The following is a 16,319-nucleotide window of genomic DNA, read 5'->3' as shown; positions in this document are numbered from 1 at the left end:
TCACACAACGTCGTGGCGCCGGCGCCCTATGAGGAGCAGCAGTCTTGCGCGAGTTCAGCCTTCCGGCTTTGTACGAGGTCCCTGCGGACGGCAATCTGACCGACATCGTCCGCAGAAACGCCGCGCAGCACCCAGATGTCGCCGTCATCGCCCGCAAGGCGAACGGCGGCTGGCAGGACGTGACCGCCACGGTCTTCCTCGCCGAGGTGCACGCCGCCGCCAAGGGGCTCATCGCCTCCGGCGTCCAGCCCGGCGACCGGGTCGGCCTGATGTCCCGCACGCGGTACGAGTGGACGCTGCTCGACTTCGCGATCTGGTGTGCGGGCGCTATCACCGTGCCGGTGTACGAGACCAGCTCGCCGGAGCAGGTCCAGTGGATCCTCTCCGACTCGGGCGCCACCGCCGTGATCGTCGAGCAGGACGGACACGCCGCCGCCGTCGAGTCGGTGCGGCAGCACCTGCCCGCGCTCAAGCACGTGTGGCAGATCGACGCCGGCGCCATCGACGAGCTGGACCGCGCGGGCAAGGACGTCACCGACGCGACCGTCGAGGAGCGCAGCTCGCTGGCGAAGGCCGACGACCCGGCGACCATCGTCTACACCTCCGGTACGACGGGCCGCCCCAAGGGCTGTGTGCTGACCCACCGCAGCTTCTTCGCGGAGTGCGGCAACATCGTGGAGCGGCTGCGCCCGCTGTTCCGCACCGGTGAGTGCTCGGTGCTGCTGTTCCTGCCGCTCGCGCACGTCTTCGGGCGGCTGGTGCAGATCGCGCCGATGATGGCGCCGATCAAGCTGGGCCTGGTCCCGGACATCAAGAACCTCACCGATGAACTCGCCTCGTTCCGGCCGACGTTGATCCTGGGTGTGCCGCGCGTCTTCGAGAAGGTCTACAACTCGGCGCGCGCCAAGGCCCAGGCGGACGGCAAGGGCAAGATCTTCGACAAGGCCGCGGACACCGCGATCGCCTACAGCCAGGCGCTGGACACCCCGTCCGGTCCGTCGCTCGGCCTGAAGATCAAGTACAGGACGTTCGACAAGCTGGTCTACAGCAAGCTGCGCGCGGTGCTCGGCGGCAAGGGCGAGTACGCGATCTCCGGCGGCGCCCCGCTGGGCGAGCGCCTCGGGCACTTCTTCCGCGGCATCGGCTTCACGGTCCTGGAGGGCTACGGCCTGACCGAGTCCTGCGCGGCCACCGCGTTCAACCCCTGGGACCGCACGAAGATCGGCACGGTCGGCCAGCCGCTGCCCGGCTCGGTCGTACGCATCGCGGACGACGGCGAGGTGCTGCTGCACGGCGAGCACCTGTTCAAGGGCTACTGGAACAACGAGGCCGCCACGGCCGAGGCGCTGGCCGACGGCTGGTTCCACACCGGGGACATCGGCACCCTCGACGAGGACGGCTACCTCAGGATCACCGGCCGCAAGAAGGAGATCATCGTCACCGCGGGCGGCAAGAACGTCGCCCCGGCCGTGATCGAGGACCGCATCCGCGCGCACGCGCTGGTCGCGGAGTGCATGGTCGTCGGCGACGGGCGGCCCTTCGTGGGCGCGCTGATCACGATCGACGACGAGTTCCTGGGCCGGTGGGCGGCCGAGCACGGCAAGCCGGTGGGTGCCACCGCGGCGTCGCTGCGTGACGACCCGGATCTGCTGAGCGCGATCCAGGACGCGGTCGACGACGGCAACGCCGCGGTGTCGAAAGCGGAATCGGTGCGGAAGTTCCGCATTCTGTCCTCCCAGTTCACGGAGGAGTCGGGCCACCTGACGCCGTCCCTGAAGCTCAAGCGCAATGTGGTGGCGAAGGACTACGCGGACGAGATCGAGGCCATCTACCAGAAGTAGAGCGGCAGTCGGGACTTCACGAGCATCCCCTGGAGGTTCAGAAGTCCTCGGCGAGGACCCGTTCCAGCGTGCGCTCGGCGAGCGCGGTGATGGTGACGAACGGGTTCACGCCGATGTTGCCGGGCACCAGCGAACCGTCCGTGATGTACAGCTTCGAATACCCCTTCACCCGGCCGTAGTTGTCGGTCGCCTTGCCCAACACGCAGCCGCCCAGCGGGTGGTAGCAGAAGTCGTCGGCGAAGACCTTGCTGCTGGAGCCGAACAGGTCGTACCGGTACAGCGTGGCGTTGGCCGCGTTGATCCGGTCGAACAGCTTCTTGGCCATGGCGACGGACACCGCGGACTGGGCGGCGGTCCAGCCCAGTTTCACCGTGCCGCTCGCGGAGTCGTAGGTGAACGAGGCCCGTTGGGGGTTCTTGGTGATCGCCAGATAGAGGCTCACCCAGGTCTCGAACCCGATGGGCAGCGGGGCGATCTCCGCGAAGACCGGGTTGGCGGTGTTGGCCCAGTCGTCGATGCCCATGACCGGCATCGTCGCCTGGTTGGCCCCTGTGGTGTCCCAGATGTGGTTGGCGCGGCCCACCATGGTGTTGCCGTTGGGCCCCCAGCCCGCCCCGACCGTCGCGTCGAGCGCGGGCAGCGTGCCCGTGTCCCGGGCGCGAACGAGGAGTTCGGTGGTGCCGAGGCTGCCGCCGCCGAGGAACAGATAGGTGCAGCTGTACTGCTTGGTCTCGACGACCGCGCCGGTGTTGTCGATCCGGTCGACGGTCAGGACGTACGACCCGTCGCTCGCCCGGGTGATCGCCCGCACCTTCTCCAGGGTGTGGATGGTGACCTTGCCGGTGCCGAGGGCCGAGGCGAGGTAGGTCTTGTCGAGGCTCTTCTTGCCGTAGTTGTTGCCGTAGATGACCTCCTGGGCGAGGGCGGACTTCGTGGCGGTGCCGGCCGCCTCCTTCTGCATGTAGCCGAAGTCGTAGACGTTGGGCACGAAGGTAGTCTTCAGGCCCGCGTTGGCGGCGGCCTTCCGTGAGGTGCGGGTGAACTGGTACCACTCCGTCGACTCGAACCAGGTCGGGTCGACGGTGTTGACGCCGAGCATGGTGCGGGCGCGCGGGAAGTACGTGCCGTACATCTGGGTGGCGTCGACGGTGGGGAACTGCTCGGTGAAGTACGACTGGAGCGGGGTGACGGCCATGCCGCCGTTGACCAGCGAGCCGCCGCCGACGCCGCGGCCCACGTACACGGACATGTTGTCGTAGTGCACGCGGTCCAGGACGCCCGGGTAGAGGCTGATGTCCTTGTTGACGAGGTCCAGCCACAGGAAGGTGGCGAGCGGGGCCTCGGTGCGGGTCTTGAACCACATGGAGCGCTGGTCGGGGGCGGCGGTGGAACAGAACACCTTGCCGTCCGGACCCGGGGTGTTCCAGAGGCGGCCCATCTCCAGCACGAGGGTGGTGATACCGGCCTGTCCGAGCCGGAGGGCGGCGACGGCGCCGCCGTAGCCGGAGCCGATGACGATCGCGGGGGCGGACTGGACCGCGGCGGGTTCGACCGCCTGCGCGGACTGCAGACCGATACGGGTGAGACCGGCGGTGGCGGCGGTCTGGAGGGCGATCATGCCCAGTATTTGACGTCTCGTCAGCTGATGCTGCGTCAGTTTTGCTGTCATGCGCGCAGCATGTGCGGATTATTGGGTTCCGCCAAGGGGCTGCGCCGCGTTTGGGGCGCGGTGGGTGGGTGCGGTTGGTGGGTACCGGGTGGGGTGACCGGTCGGGTGCGGGCCGGTGGGGGCTGGTCGCGCAGTTCCCCGCGCCCCTAAAAACAGGGGGTTCCGCGACGCACCCTCGGCGAAGCCACCGGGGCCACGCGGCCCACCACAAACACCCACAGCCACCGCCTTTCAAGGGGCGCGGGGAACTGCGCACCCACCCGACGAACCCGGCTTTCAAGGGGCGCGAGGAACTGCGCGACAAGCCCCCACCGACCCGCACCCACCCACCGAACCCCCGGCATTCCAGGGGCGCGAGGAACTGCGCGACCGGCCCCCACCGCGCCGCACCCGCCCGGCAACCGCACCCGGTACCCCAGAAGGCGCCCCTAAAGGAGTGCCCGGAGCTTCTCCGCCAAGAGGTCCCAGCGCCAGCGTTCCTCCACCCACTGCCGCCCCCGCTCACCCATGTTCCGACGGAGTTCCGCGTCGGCGAGCAGCGCGAGGACGCGGTCCGCGGCCTCCTCCGGGGAGCCACCCCGGACGACCCACCCGGTCTCCCCGTCGAGGACCGCGTCGGGCGCACCCCCGGAGTCCCCGGCGACGACAGGCAGCCCCGTCGCGGACGCCTCCAGGTAGACGATGCCGAGCCCCTCGACGTCCAGCCCCCCACGCCGCGTCCGGCACGGCATCGCGAACACGTCACCGGCCCCGTAATGCGCGGGAAGTTCGGCCCAGGGCACGGCCCCGGTGAACCGCACGGATTCGGTGACCCCGGTCTCCCGCGCAAGCCGGCGCAGATCCTTCTCGTACGGCCCCCCGCCCACGATCAACAGCACGGCATCCGGCTGCCGGGCAAGAATCCGCGGCATCGCGAGGATCAACGTGTCCTGCCCCTTGCGCGGAACGAGCCGGGACACACAGACGACCACGGGCCGATCGGTGAGCCCGAGCCGCGCCCGCACCTCCGCCCCACCCGACCCGGGATGGAAGACCTTCTCGTCCACACCGGGCGGCAGTTGGACCATCCGCGCGGCCGCCTCGGGGCTCAACGCCGCGGCGATACGCGAGCGCGTGTACTCCCCGAGGTAGGTGATCGTGTCGGTGGACTCCCCGATGCGGTGCAGGAGTTGACGCGAGGCGGGCAGCTGCGCCCACCCCGCCTCGTGCCCGTGGGTCGTGGCGACCAGCCGCTCCGCACCGGCCTTCCGCAACGCCGGCGCCATCAGCCCGAGCGGCGCGGCCGCCCCGAACCACACCGCCGTACAGCCGTGTTCCCGCAGCAGCCCGACGGCCGTACGGGTCGCGGCGGGCGTCGGCAGCAGCATGGTCGTGGTGTCCCGTACGACGGTGAAGGGCTGCTCGGCGTCGAACGCGGCCGTCGCCTCGGCACCCTCCCGCCCCCGCTTCCACGTCGACGCGTACACGACGAGCCGCTCGGGCTCCAGCCGTAGCGCCATGTTGTGCAGAAAAGCCTGGATGCCGCCGGGCCGGGGCGGAAAGTCATTGGTCACGATCAGGGTCTTGCGCACGCGGCAGACCCTACCGGCCGCACCGGACGACGACTCACAGGCCCGCACGGCCGCGCTTCATGGCCATCGCACAGCAGATCGGGAGAACATGTGGCCCACATCCGCAGGCACGGCACGGAACAGGGGCTCAGGTGGAGATCGCGGGCGCGGGACGGCGGCTGACGCCGCTGCTGGGAACCTGGGGCCTGACCCGAGTCGTACTCCTGCTGTTCGTCTTCAAGGTGCTCGTGTTCCCCGGCCCGGACGTGACCAGTGACGTGTCGGTGATCTACCACGGCTGGTACGAGACGCTCCGCCACGGCGGCTTCCCGCTGGACGACGTCACCTGGCAGTACCCGCCCGCCGCCGCCCTCCCGGTCCTCTCCCCCGCCCTGCTGGGCTTCCTGGACTACGCGTCGGCGTTCTTCGTCCTCGCCCTCCTCGCCGACCTGACCGTCCTGGCCCTGCTCGGGTACACGGGCCTGCGCCCCGGCCGCAGCCTGCGCGGCGCCTGGGTGTGGACGGCGGGCGTCCCCCTCCTCGGCCCCACCGTCTACGCCCGCTACGACGTGATGGTGACCGCGGTGGCCGTGGCGGCCCTGCTCGCGGGCGCCCGCCACCCCCGTGTGATGGGCGCGCTGGCCGGCTTCGGAGCGCTGCTGAAGGTGTGGCCGGCGCTGCTCCTGCTGGGCGCGGTCAAGCGCCGCGCGTGGGGAGCGGCGGCGCTGACGGTGGCGGCGATCGCGAGCCTCTTCGCGGTGTCGATGCCGGGCGCGTTCGCCTTCCTGAACTTCCAGCGCAACCGCGGCACGGAGGTGGAGTCGGTGGGCTCCCTCGTCTTCCACGTGGCCCGGCACTTCGGCTGGCGGGGCCAGGTCCTCCTGAACTACGGCTCGGTGGAGTTCGTCGGCCCGTACGTCAACTGGGTCAGCACCGCCGCCCTGGGCCTCACCGCGATGGCCTTCGGCTGGCTCATGCTCTGGCGCCTGATGGCGGCCCGCTTCCTCCCGCACACCCTCGCGGACGCGGCCTTCGTCGCCGTCCTGATGTTCACGGTCACCAGCCGCGTCATCAGCCCCCAGTACATCGTCTGGCTGATCGGCCTCGCCGCCGTCTGCTCCTGCTTCCGCGCCAGCCGCATGCGCCGCCCGGTCGCCCTGGTCCTGGCCGCCGCCTTCGTCACGGTCCTGGAGTTCCCGATCTGGTTCGCCCACGTCGTGAACAGCGACGCCCTGGGCGTGACCCTCCTGCTCCTCCGCAACGGCCTCCTGGTGGCGGCGACGCTCATCGCCGCACGCGAGCTGTGGCGGGCGTCGGTCACCTGGGCGGACGTACCGCCCCTGCCGACTCAGGCGACCCGCTCGAAGGCGACGTCGGCGTCTTCCTGAGGCACGTCCCGCCCGGATCAGCCGAGTTGACCCTCGAGATAATCCCGCCACTCCGCCGTGAACTCCGCCAGTGTCACCCCGAGCACGCTCTTCAGCGCGTCCTCGACCGCACCCGGCCGCTTCTTGTGGGTGCCGACCGCCCGGTAGAACGCGCCGAGTCGGGCGACCCCCCACCGGTCCTCGATCATCCGGCAGGCCATCCAGCCGCCCTCGTACGCCTGGGCGAGTTTCGCCGGGTCGCTGCTGAAGCCGAAGTCCTTGTCGGTGGGGAGGGCGGTGGGGAGGTCGCCGTCCTGGACCGCGCTGTGGAGTTCGGGGGCGGCCTGGACGGGGGTGCGGCCGGTGCCCCGGTAGCCGATCCAGTCGGCGTAGCCCTCCGAGAGCCAGAGGGGGGTGGCGGAGGTGGTGTGGGCGCGAGTCGCCACATGGGTCGTCTCGTGCGTGAGGACGACCTGCTTGCCCACCGCGCCGAGCATCGCGTACGCCTCCGGGTTGACGATGATCCGGTCGGCGGGCGCGCTGCCCGAGCCGCCCGCCTCGCCCGTCGTCACCGCGGCGATGCCCCGGTAGGAGGCGGCCGGTGAGCCCAGGAGGCCCGCCATGCCGTCCAGGGTGCCGGGGACGAGCACGACGACGTGCCGGGACCAGTCCGTGCCCCAGGCGCCGGACACGGCCGGTACGGCGTGGTCCGCGAGGGCGCGGTAGTCGGCAAGGCTGTCGGCGGACTGGCCGACCCCCATCACCAGGCTGTGCGCGCCCTTGACGACACGCACCCTCCCCTGGTCCCACAGCTGCTGGCCGGACTTCTTCGAGGGCTTGTCGGAGTCGACGTACCACTTCCCATCGGCGGTGAGACTGAGGGTGAGGACGCGGCCGACGGTGACGGGCGCGGTGTCGTAGCCCCTGACCTTGTAGCTCAGTTCGGCGTCGGCGGTCGCGGTGGCGCCGGTGCGGTGGAGGGCGGTCAGGCGGTAGGACCAGGAGGCGAAGGGGACGGCGCTCAGGTTCTCGTACGCGGTGCGCGCGCCGGTCCGCGTGTACGCCGTCTCGTCGTGGTGCAGGACCGCCGCCGACCGGCTGTCCAGCAGGCGCTGCACATCCGCCTTCGCGCTGTCCGCCGCCGGCTGTCCGCCGCACGCCACCAGCGAGACGAGCAGCAGACACAGCGCGAACACTCCGGAGCGCGACGCCCGCCTACGACCAGTCACTTCCCGATCGTACGACCCTTTCGCGCCGGTTCAGACCCTCGTGACCGACGAGATGGGCATCATGCCGACCGGGTCGTAGCGCACCGGCGCGCCGGGGTAGGGGGCGTGGATGACCTGGCCGTTGCCGACGTACATGGCGACATGGCTGGCGTCGGAGCGGTAGACGACGAGGTCGCCGGGCTGGGCCTGGGAGAGCGGGATCTGGTGGCCGGCGTAGCGCTGTTCCTGCGAGGTGCGCGGGAGGTGGACGCCCGCGTGGGCGTACGACCACTGCATGAGGCCGGAGCAGTCGAAGCCGCCGGGGCCGTTGGCGCCCCAGATGTACGGCCTGCCGAGGGCGGAGCGGGCGGCGGCGACGGCGGCCGCCGCGCGGCCCGAGGACGGGACGCCGGCGCCGAGGTCGGGGATGTCCTCGCGGGAGGAGCGGGAGGCGCGGTCGTAGGAGGCGCGCTCGGCGAGCGGCATCCGGTTGAGCAGCTGCCTCGCCTTGGCGAGCTTGTGCTCGACGGTCCTCTTGTGGGTGGCGACGGCCTTGCGGCTGCGCTCCAGCTCGGCGAGGTGCCCGGCGGCCTCGGTGCGCTCCTGGGCGAGTTCGCGCATCGCCTCCTGGAGGTCCTTGAGCTGCTCCGCCTGCTGGGCGGTGATGCGGTCGAGGACGGAGGCCTTGTCGAGGTAGTCGGCCGGGTCGTCGGAGAACAGCAGCGCGACGGTGGGGTCGATGCCGCCGGAGCGGTACTGGGCGCCGGCGAGTGAACCGAGCGCGTCCCGCATGGTGTTGATGCGCTGCTGCTGCCGGGCGATCCGGTCCTGCGCGTTGCTCACCTGCCGGTGCAGCTGCCCGGCGCTCTCGTCGGCCTTGTCGTAGGCCTCGGTCGCCTGCTCCGCCTCGTGGTAGAGCCGGTCCACCTCGGCCTTGGAGTCGTCGTGCGGCGCGGCCACGGCGGAGGTGGCCGGCAGGGCGCCGAGTGCGGCGGCGGCCGCGCTCAACACACAGACCGCGGCGCTGGCGCCTCGGTCGAACCCGGACGGTGCAGGGCGGCGACGAGATCCCACGGGGAGTCGCACTCCTTCCGCTGGCGGACACGGACCGCTTCCCCGGTGCGGGGAAACGCGCCAGACAGTAGCTCTGTGAAGGGGTGCGGGCCAAAGACCGCCGCAGGCACACAACGTGACGCCCCGCCTATGACGCAGGTCATCGGCGGGGCGCGGGGTCATCCTGGTGTGTCGCAATTCGCCCGTTCGGGCGGCGCACAAGGGCCGGAGAACGACCGGAGGGGAACCGGATCCGGACGGATCACATCCCGACGGATCAGATCCGGACGCCGAACTCGAAGGTCATGTTGCCGATCGCCTCGTAGCGGACCACGGCACCGGTGTGCGGGGCGTGCAGCACCTGGCCGTTGCCCGCGTAGAGACCGACGTGGTGGAAGTCGCCGTAGAAGATGACCAGGTCGCCGACCTTGAGGTCGCTCTGGCTGTAGATGCGGGTGCCGGCGTTCGCCTGCGCCTCCGACGTCCGGGGTATGGAGACGCCGGCCTGGGCGTAGGCCCAGGAGGTGAGGCCGGAGCAGTCGAAGGAGGACGGGCCGGAGGCGCCGTAGACGTACGGGGAGCCGATCACGGACTGGGCGGCGGCGAAGGCGGAGGCCGCGCGGCCCGAGGCGGAACCGGTGCTGCCGAGGTTCACGCGCGAGGTGGAGCGGGAGGCCGCCTGGGCCTGCTCCTGGTCGAGCGCTGCCTTCTCGGCCGCCGTCAGGGTGTTCAGGAGCTTCTGGGCCGTGGCCAGCTTGGCCTTGACCTCGTCCTTCTTCTTCTTGAGCTCGGTGCGGGTGGCGGAGAGGTCCTTGAGCTTGCTGCTCGCCTCCGCGCGCTCCTGGGCGAGTTCGCGCTGCTTGCCCTGGATCTTCGTGAGCGCCTCGACCTGCTGGCTGCTCAACTGGTCCATCGTGGACGCCTTGTCGAGGTAGTCGTCCGGGTCCGAGGACAGGAACAGCTGGATCGACGGGTCGATGCCACCGGTGCGGTACTGCGCGCTCGCCATGGTGCCGAGGCCGTCCCGGAGCTTGTTCAGCTCCTCCTGGCCGCGGGCGACGTTGTCCTGGATGGTGGAGATCTCCTTCTGGAGCTTCTCCTGCTTCTCCTGGGCGCCGTCGAGCTTCTCGGTGGCCTGCTCGGCCTGCTCGTAGAGGGCGTCGACCTTCGCCTTGACCTCGTCCTTGCTGGGCTTCTCGCTCGGCGCGGCATTCGCGGCCTGAGCGCTGAAGGCAACGGCGGCTGCGGCTGCGGTGGTCAGCACAGTCACACGCGTGCGGCTCGGCTGCTTCGGTCGACGATGGGACGCCACGGAGTCGAGCTCCTTCTATTGAGTGATCACCCGTTCGGAGGTTCGAGGCCTGACCCTAGTGATGTTTCTGTGATCAGTTCAAATCCTCACACGAAAAAATGCCGTCACTCAAAGCATTCTTTGCACATAACCAACGTGCAGTGATGGTCGATTGACGCTACGTTGCGTGACAGTTCGGCCAATTCAGGCATTAAACCTGTACGTTGACCTTCACGACAGTCGCTTCAGGAGTACCGCAGAAGCGACGGGCCGCGCGCCCGCCTTCGCGATCCCGTCGGCCACCTCGCGGTCGGTCGACGCGACGATCACCGGCCGGCCCGGCGGCTCGGCACGCACCAGCTGACGGATCAACTCGTCGGCGGTGACGCCCGGTTTGGAGAACAGCACCCGCACCCCGCGCGGCGGCGCGAGCAGCACGGGCGCGGCCAGCTCGGCCCCGTCGAAGACACAGGTGACCTCGGCGCCGGTCTGCGCGGCGAGCTGCGAGAGCTGCCCCAGCAGCCTCAACCGCTGCTTCTCCAGGGGCATTTGGGGATAGCCGGTCTTGGTGACGTTGTAGCCGTCGACGACCAGGTGGGCCTGCGGCAGCGCGAGCAACTGGTCTAGGATCGCGGGGTCGTTCTCCGACAGCGCCCGCGCCGCGATGTCCTTCGGGGTCATTCGTCCCGGTTCGACCGCGTCGACGGTCTCGGCGGGCCGCACGGACACCGGCGGCAACGCCAGCTCGCGGCGCAGCCCTTGGGCCGCGTCCAGAACGGTGTCGAGCAGCAGCCGTACCCGCATGTCCTCGACGCTGCGGCCCTCACGGGCGGCCTTGCGGGTGGCCTCGAGGGCCGCCTCCGCCTCGCCCAGGCGTGCCTTCAGACGGCGGCTCTCGCTCTCGGCGGCGGACACCTGGGTCTGGCTCTCGGCGCGCGCGGCGTCCGTCTCGGCCCGCAGCTTGCGCAGGGCGGCCTCGCCGCGCTTGACGTCACTGTGGGCGGCACGCAGCTTGCGGTGAAGCGATTCCGCTTCCTTCTTCGCCGCGTCCAGCTCGGTGCGCAGCCGCTCGGTCTCGGCCCGGGTCGCGTCCCGCGCCTGCGCCAACTCCTCGCGCAGCCGCTCCAGTTCGGCCCGGCTCTCCTCGTCGGCGCGCTCGGCGTCGGCGCGCAGCGCCTCCTCGCCCGCGGCGGTGACGAGCTTCACCCAGCCGGTGGGGCGCAGAACATAGGCCGCGGCCGCCACATCGAGCGGGTCCGCGGCCGGGGGCGGCGAGCCGGAGTCGAGGGCACCGGCCAGTTCCGACTGGGCCTCTCTGAGTTTCTCCCCGATGCGCTGCCGGAACAGCGGATCGGTCTCCAGCGCGGCCGCCATCGCGTTGCCCGCGAACTTGGCGCGCCGGTTGGGGGCGAAGCGGGCGTACTGTCGTAGCTGCGCGGGCAGTTCGGCGACGGTGAGGCCGCCGAAGCCGTCGGAGACGATCTGTACGACCCGCCTCCGCACACCGTCGGGCAGCGGACGGTCGAGCACCTCGGCGGCGCCGTCGCCCGGCCCCCCGCCTGAGTTCTCCACCATCCTCACACCCCAATGTCTGTGCGGGGCCTCTCCCTCTCAGGAGGCGGCGCCCGGCCTGTCCACGAGTTCCACCTGATCCACGGCGTTGCACCAGCGGCAGCGCACCGACTCGATGGTCTCACTGACCACCTCGCGCTCCTCCACCTTCGGCTCACCGGCCAGGTCCAGGTGGAGGTACTCCACGACCTTCGACGAGCGCGTCACGTCGAAGCGCGTGAGGTTGCCGCAGAGGGTGCAGCGCCACCGCGTCGAGGCGGTCGGCAGGGGAACCGTCATCGTGGCTGTCCGCTTCCTTCGTTCCAGTTTCCGTGATCGCCGGTTTCCCCGGCGCGTGTGGCTCGTAACCCTACGGCCTGGCGGGTACTCACCGCTCGGCCGTCCGCAGCGGCGATTCACCCTGTCCCGTTGCGTCCCGTTACGTCATGCTCTGTAGCCATGATCAGCAACTGGGGCTCGGCCCTCGTCAGGACGTTCCGCGGCACATCGGCACCGATGACCTACGCCCTGATCGGCCTGTGCTGCCTGATCTTCGTCCTGGGCCCGGCCTCGGGTTTCGTCCCGTCCTACGGCACCAGTGACACGCTGCTCGCCGCGCAACGGGCGTACTTCCGCCGCTGGGGCGTGGTCCCCGCCGAACTGTTCGCCCACCCCACCCGCGAGGCGCTGACCCCGGTCACGGCCCTGTTCATCCACGGCAGCTGGGTCCACCTCCTCGGCAACATGCTCTTCCTCTACGTCTTCGGAGCGATGACCGAGGAACGGCTGGGCCGGGTCGAGTTCACGCTGTTCTACCTGGTCTGCGGGTACCTCGCGCTGCTGGGCTACGCGGTGGCCAACACGGACTCCGAGCAGTCGCTGGTCGGCGCGTCCGGGGCGATCTCGGCGGTCCTCGGGGCGTTCCTGTACCTGTTCCCCCGGGCGCGCGTGACGAGCCTCCTCCCCTTCCTCTTCTTCCTGCCGCTGCGCTTCCCCGCGTGGGTCGTGCTGCCGTTCTGGGCGGCCCTGCAGTGGCTGGCGGCGGGGCAGGCGGCGACGGGGCCGGGGGTGGCGTACCTCGCCCACCTCGTGGGCTTCACGCTCGGGTTCGGCTACGCGTGGGTGCGATTCGGTCGTACGACTAGAGTTGGGGCCGCCCCAGCAACGGTCCCCGAGGGAGAGAACCAGCCGTGATCACCGCGATCGTCCTCATCAAGACCAGCGTGGACCGGATTCCGGAGATCGCCGAGTCGATCGCCGCGCTCGAATCTGTGAGCGAGGTCTTCTCTGTCACCGGTACGTATGACTTGATCGCGATGGTTCGGGTGCGGCAGCACGAGGATCTGGCCGAGGTGATTCCTGGGCGGATCAGCAAGATCCCCGGGGTGGAGGGGACGGATACGCACGTCGCCTTCCGGACGTACTCACAGCATGACCTCGAGGCCGCGTTCGCCATCGGGTTGGACTCGTGAGGTTGGGCGCGTAGTGGGGTGGGGGGCGCGGATCGTCTGCGGGTGACCGGTCCGTCGTGGCTGGTCGCGCAGTTCCTCGCGCCCCTGAGGGGGTTGCTCTCAGGCTCGTTGCATCGGTTCGGGGGCGCCTCGGGCCCGCCGGGATGCAACGGCACTCGTTGTGACTGCTCGCGCCCGCGGGGCGGAGCCGCAAATCGACACCGCTCCGCGCCCTTTAGGGGATCGGCCTGAGGCTTGTTGCATCGGACCGGGGGCGCCTCGGACCCGCCGGGTACAGCGGCGCTCGTCGTGGCTGGTCGCGCCCGCGGGGCGGAGCCGCAAATCGACACAGCCCCGCGCCCTTTAGGGGATCGGCCTGAGGCTTGTTGCATCGGACCGGGGGCGCCTCGGACCGCCGGGTACAGCGCCGCTCGTCGTGACTGCTCGCGCCCGCGGGGCGGAGCCGCAGATCGGCACCGCCCCGCGATCCTCACGGCATCCGCTTGACGTCAGGCGAGATCACACCGCCGGGACGCAGCGGCCGTTTTCTGTGTGGTAGGTCCACTTGGCTCCCTTGGTGACCAACTCGCGGACCGCGCCTACGAAGCGGTCGACGTGCTCGTCGGGGGTGCCTGCGCCGAAGCTGACTCGGATGGCGTTGAGGGACTTTTCGCCGGGGGCCGCTTCGGGGGCGCCGCATTCGCCCTGGGTCTGGGGGTCGGTGCCCAGGAGGGTGCGGAGCAGGGGGTGGGCGCAGAAGAGGCCGTCCCGGACGCCGATGCCGTACTCGGCGGAGAGGGCGGCGGCGAAGTGGGAGCTGTTCCAGCCGTCGACGACGAAGGAGATCACGCCGACCCGCGGGGCGTCGTCGCCGAACAGGGACAGGACCTTCACCTCGGGGACCTCGGCCAGGCCCGCCCGTACCTTTTCGATCAGGTGCTGCTCGCGGGCGACCAGCGTGTCGAAGCCCGCTTCGGTGAGCGCCTTGCAGGCCGACGCGATGGAGTAGGCGCCGATGACGTTCGGGGAGCCCGCCTCGTGCCGGGCGGCGCTGTCGTGCCACTCCACGTCCACTCCCCCGTCCTCGCGCCGCGTGACCTTGCGGCTGGCGCCGCCGCCCGCGAGGTAGGGGTCGGCCGCCTGGAGCCAGTCGGCGCGGCCGGCCAGGACGCCCGAGCCGAAGGGGGCGTAGAGCTTGTGGCCCGAGAAGGCGATCCAGTCGACGTCGAGGTCCTGGACGGAGACCGGGTGGTGCGGAGCGAGCTGGGCGGCGTCCAGGACGATCCGGGCGCCGTGGGCGTGCGCGGCGGCGGCCAGTTCGCGCACCGGCCACAGCTCGCCGGTGACGTTCGAGGCGCCGGTGACGCAGACCAGGGCCGGCCCGTAGGGGTCGCGGGCGGCGAGGGCCTGCTCCAGGGTCTCGACGGCCTGGCCCGGGGTGCGCGGGGCGTTGAGGTAGGTGACCCGGGCGTCCTTCCAGGGCAGCAGGGACGCGTGGTGCTCGGTCTCGAAGACGAAGACCTGGCAGTCGGCGGGGAGCACCGCGGCGAGCAGGTTCAGGGAGTCCGTCGTGGAGCGAGTGAAGATCAGCTGGTCGTCGGGACGGCAGTCCAGGAACTCCTCGACCGTCTTGCGGGCGTTCTCGAACAGGTCGGTGGAGAGCTGCGAGAGGTAGCCGGCGCCGCGGTGCACGCTGCCGTAGTACGGGGCGTAGGCCGCGACGTCGTCCCAGACGCGCTGGAGGGCGGGGGCGCTGGCCGCGTAGTCGAGCGCCGCGTAGGTGACCTCGCCGCCCGTGACGAGCGGGACGGTGACATCCCGGCCGAGAACGGGCAGCGGTGCACAAATGGTCTGGGCGGCGGCAACGGTGGCGACAGACATGGTGAACTCCCGTGAGAGGCAGGCGAATTCACTGCGCGAGCCGACACGGCTGCGGCGCAGGAAAAGAAGAAGGGGGTATGCGGAGGCGGGGCTCGACGCCCTATCGCATTCGCTTGCTCACAGAGGGCTCCCTCGATGACCAGGACCCCTGGTGTCTTTCGAGGGGCCCGCGCTTGCCGCAGACCTCGCTGCCTACGGCCTGGTCTTCACCCGGGGCACCCCGCCACGGACGGAGGGTTGCCGGACAGTCGGCCGGGGCCTCATGACTGTCACTCATGACCTGGTCAGAAAACTTACGCGATGTGATCGTCGTCCCGCAACCCGTGTCCGGATCGCGGGACGACGACCCACTCGGTCACGCGTTGCTGGCGGCCGCCCAGCGCTCCAGCGTGCGCTTCGCGGCCCCGGAGTCGATCGACTCCCGCGCCTTCTCCATCCCGGCCCTGATCCGGTCCGCCAACGGCCCGTCCCCGGCCTCGAGGGCCACCAGGGCGGCCGCCGAGTTCAGGAGTACGGCATCCCGCACCGGGCCCGTCTCGCCGTCCAGGAGACGGCGGGCCACGTCCGCGTTGTACTCGGGGTCGGCACCGCGCAGGGCCTCCACCGGGACGAGTTCGAGGCCCACGTCCCGGGGGTCGAAGGCCTCCTCGGTGACCTTGCCGTCGCGGACGTTCCACACCCGGGAGGTGGCCGTGGTGGTCAGCTCGTCGAGACCGTCGTCACCGCGGAACACCAGCGCGGAGGAACCCCGTTCGGCCAGCACGCCCGCGATCAGCCCGGCCATGCGGGTGTCGAAGCAGCCGACCGCCGACGAGGTGACCTTCGCCGGGTTGGTCAGCGGGCCGAGGAGGTTGAACGCGGTCGGCACCCCCAGGTCCCGCCGGACCGCCCCTGCGAACCGCATCGTGGGGTGGAACTTGGCCGCGAAGCAGAACGTGATCCCGGCCTCCTCCACCACCTGCGCGACCCGCTCGGGCGACAGGTCGAGGTTGATGCCGAGCCGCTCCAGGACGTCCGAGGAACCGCTCGCCGAGGACGAGGCGCGGTTGCCGTGTTTGACGACCTTCGCGCCGGCCCCGGCGATCACGATGGCGGACATCGTCGAGATGTTCACCGTCTTCGCCCGGTCGCCGCCGGTGCCGACGATGTCGACCGCCGGTCCCGGGATGTGCAGCGGCTTCGCGTGGGCGTACATCGTCTCGACGAGCCCGGTGATCTCCTCGACCGTCTCGCCCTTGGCCCGCAGCGCCACCAGGAAGCCCGCGATCTGCGCGTCGGCCGCCTCGCCGCTCATGATCCGGTCCATCGCCCACGCCGTGTCGGCGGTGCTCAGGTCCTGTCCGGCCAGCAGCGCGCTCAGTACGTCGGGCCAGGAACGGGCCGCCGCGGTGTCGCCTCCAGCGGGGGTCACAGCGCTCATACGGCCGCTCCTGGGTGTCGTAGAAACCTGGTTGAAA

General features: G+C 70.6%; 13 protein-coding genes and 1 riboswitch. Of the genes, 4 read left to right on the top strand and 9 right to left on the bottom strand.

The genetic code is table 11. The features are described from left to right. The first annotated feature begins 44 nt into the window (after positions 1 to 44). On the top strand, positions 45 to 1,841 hold the full coding sequence (locus OHT77_RS32275) for an AMP-dependent synthetase/ligase (protein ID WP_328831929.1): 1,797 nt from the start codon (positions 45 to 47) through the stop codon (positions 1,839 to 1,841). Positions 1,842 to 1,878: 37 nt separating this feature from the next. On the opposite strand, the gene OHT77_RS32270 is transcribed toward OHT77_RS32275, so the two are convergent. Next, complete coding sequence (locus tag OHT77_RS32270) at positions 1,879 to 3,459, bottom strand: GMC oxidoreductase (RefSeq protein WP_328834410.1); 1,581 nt, start codon at positions 3,457 to 3,459, stop codon at positions 1,879 to 1,881. 479 nt (positions 3,460 to 3,938) lie between these two features. After that, positions 3,939 to 5,081 (bottom strand): glycosyltransferase family 4 protein, encoded by a 1,143-nt coding sequence (locus OHT77_RS32265; protein ID WP_328831928.1) that lies wholly within the window; start codon positions 5,079 to 5,081, stop codon positions 3,939 to 3,941. Positions 5,082 to 5,212: 131 nt separating this feature from the next. Between OHT77_RS32265 and OHT77_RS32260 the strand changes: the two genes are divergently transcribed. Next, a complete protein-coding gene (locus OHT77_RS32260) occupies positions 5,213 to 6,448 on the top strand; it encodes a glycosyltransferase family 87 protein (RefSeq protein WP_328831927.1) in 1,236 nt (411 codons plus the stop codon). A 17-nt stretch (positions 6,449 to 6,465) separates the two neighbouring features. On the opposite strand, the gene OHT77_RS32255 is transcribed toward OHT77_RS32260, so the two are convergent. The 5 genes from OHT77_RS32255 to OHT77_RS32235 all read right to left on the bottom strand — a co-directional run bounded on the left by OHT77_RS32255 (position 6,466) and on the right by OHT77_RS32235 (position 11,830). After that, entirely contained in the window at positions 6,466 to 7,656 is a 1,191-nt protein-coding gene (locus tag OHT77_RS32255; RefSeq protein WP_328831926.1) for a hypothetical protein, read from the bottom strand. Positions 7,657 to 7,686: 30 nt separating this feature from the next. After that, positions 7,687 to 8,709, bottom strand: coding sequence for a C40 family peptidase (locus tag OHT77_RS32250; RefSeq protein ID WP_328831925.1), 1,023 nt, complete (start codon positions 8,707 to 8,709; stop codon positions 7,687 to 7,689). 256 nt (positions 8,710 to 8,965) lie between these two features. After that, positions 8,966 to 10,000, bottom strand: coding sequence for a C40 family peptidase (locus tag OHT77_RS32245; RefSeq protein ID WP_266767844.1), 1,035 nt, complete (start codon positions 9,998 to 10,000; stop codon positions 8,966 to 8,968). Between the two features lie 210 nt (positions 10,001 to 10,210). Continuing rightward, entirely contained in the window at positions 10,211 to 11,554 is a 1,344-nt protein-coding gene (locus OHT77_RS32240; RefSeq protein WP_328831924.1) for an NYN domain-containing protein, read from the bottom strand. Between the two features lie 36 nt (positions 11,555 to 11,590). Then, positions 11,591 to 11,830 carry a hypothetical protein gene (locus OHT77_RS32235; RefSeq protein WP_093625796.1) on the bottom strand — a complete coding sequence of 80 codons (240 nt, stop codon included), beginning with the start codon at positions 11,828 to 11,830 and terminating at the stop codon, positions 11,591 to 11,593. Positions 11,831 to 11,989: 159 nt separating this feature from the next. On the opposite strand from OHT77_RS32235, the gene OHT77_RS32230 reads away from it, so the two are divergent. Both OHT77_RS32230 and OHT77_RS32225 read left to right on the top strand, forming a co-directional pair. Further along, a complete protein-coding gene (locus OHT77_RS32230; protein ID WP_328831923.1) occupies positions 11,990 to 12,724 on the top strand; it encodes a rhomboid family intramembrane serine protease in 735 nt (244 codons plus the stop codon). Further along, positions 12,721 to 13,002: an Lrp/AsnC family transcriptional regulator gene (locus tag OHT77_RS32225; RefSeq protein ID WP_019062383.1), complete on the top strand. Its 282-nt coding sequence runs from the start codon at positions 12,721 to 12,723 to the stop codon at positions 13,000 to 13,002. The genes OHT77_RS32230 and OHT77_RS32225 overlap by 4 nt, the downstream gene beginning before the upstream one ends. 498 nt (positions 13,003 to 13,500) lie before the next feature. Here OHT77_RS32225 and OHT77_RS32220 read toward each other — a convergent pair whose 3' ends face one another. Both OHT77_RS32220 and trpD read right to left on the bottom strand, forming a co-directional pair. Next, complete coding sequence (locus OHT77_RS32220; RefSeq protein WP_328831922.1) at positions 13,501 to 14,862, bottom strand: aminotransferase class V-fold PLP-dependent enzyme; 1,362 nt, start codon at positions 14,860 to 14,862, stop codon at positions 13,501 to 13,503. Between the two features lie 164 nt (positions 14,863 to 15,026). Further along, positions 15,027 to 15,143, bottom strand: a riboswitch (SAM riboswitch). Between the two features lie 74 nt (positions 15,144 to 15,217). Further along, positions 15,218 to 16,282, bottom strand: a complete 1,065-nt coding sequence (gene trpD, locus OHT77_RS32215; RefSeq protein ID WP_266767850.1) for an anthranilate phosphoribosyltransferase — start codon at positions 16,280 to 16,282, stop codon at positions 15,218 to 15,220. Positions 16,283 to 16,319: the final 37 nt, after the last annotated feature.

This window comes from Streptomyces sp. NBC_00252, from assembly GCF_036187565.1.
Taxonomy (GTDB): domain Bacteria; phylum Actinomycetota; class Actinomycetes; order Streptomycetales; family Streptomycetaceae; genus Streptomyces.
Note: the sequence above shows the minus strand (reverse complement) of the source record. Positions and strands in the feature narration are given on the sequence as shown.

Excerpts from the sequence above, each read along its gene's own strand:
- OHT77_RS32240 (WP_328831924.1), bottom strand. The coding sequence starts at position 11,554 with ATGGTGGAGAACTCAGGCGGGGGGCCGGGCGACGGCGCCGCCGAGGTG.
- OHT77_RS32220 (WP_328831922.1), bottom strand. The coding sequence starts at position 14,862 with ATGTCTGTCGCCACCGTTGCCGCCGCCCAGACCATTTGTGCACCGCTG.
- OHT77_RS32230 (WP_328831923.1), top strand. The coding sequence starts at position 11,990 with ATGATCAGCAACTGGGGCTCGGCCCTCGTCAGGACGTTCCGCGGCACA.
- OHT77_RS32235 (WP_093625796.1), bottom strand. The coding sequence starts at position 11,830 with ATGACGGTTCCCCTGCCGACCGCCTCGACGCGGTGGCGCTGCACCCTC.
- OHT77_RS32270 (WP_328834410.1), bottom strand. The coding sequence starts at position 3,459 with ATGATCGCCCTCCAGACCGCCGCCACCGCCGGTCTCACCCGTATCGGT.
- trpD (WP_266767850.1), bottom strand. The coding sequence starts at position 16,282 with ATGAGCGCTGTGACCCCCGCTGGAGGCGACACCGCGGCGGCCCGTTCC.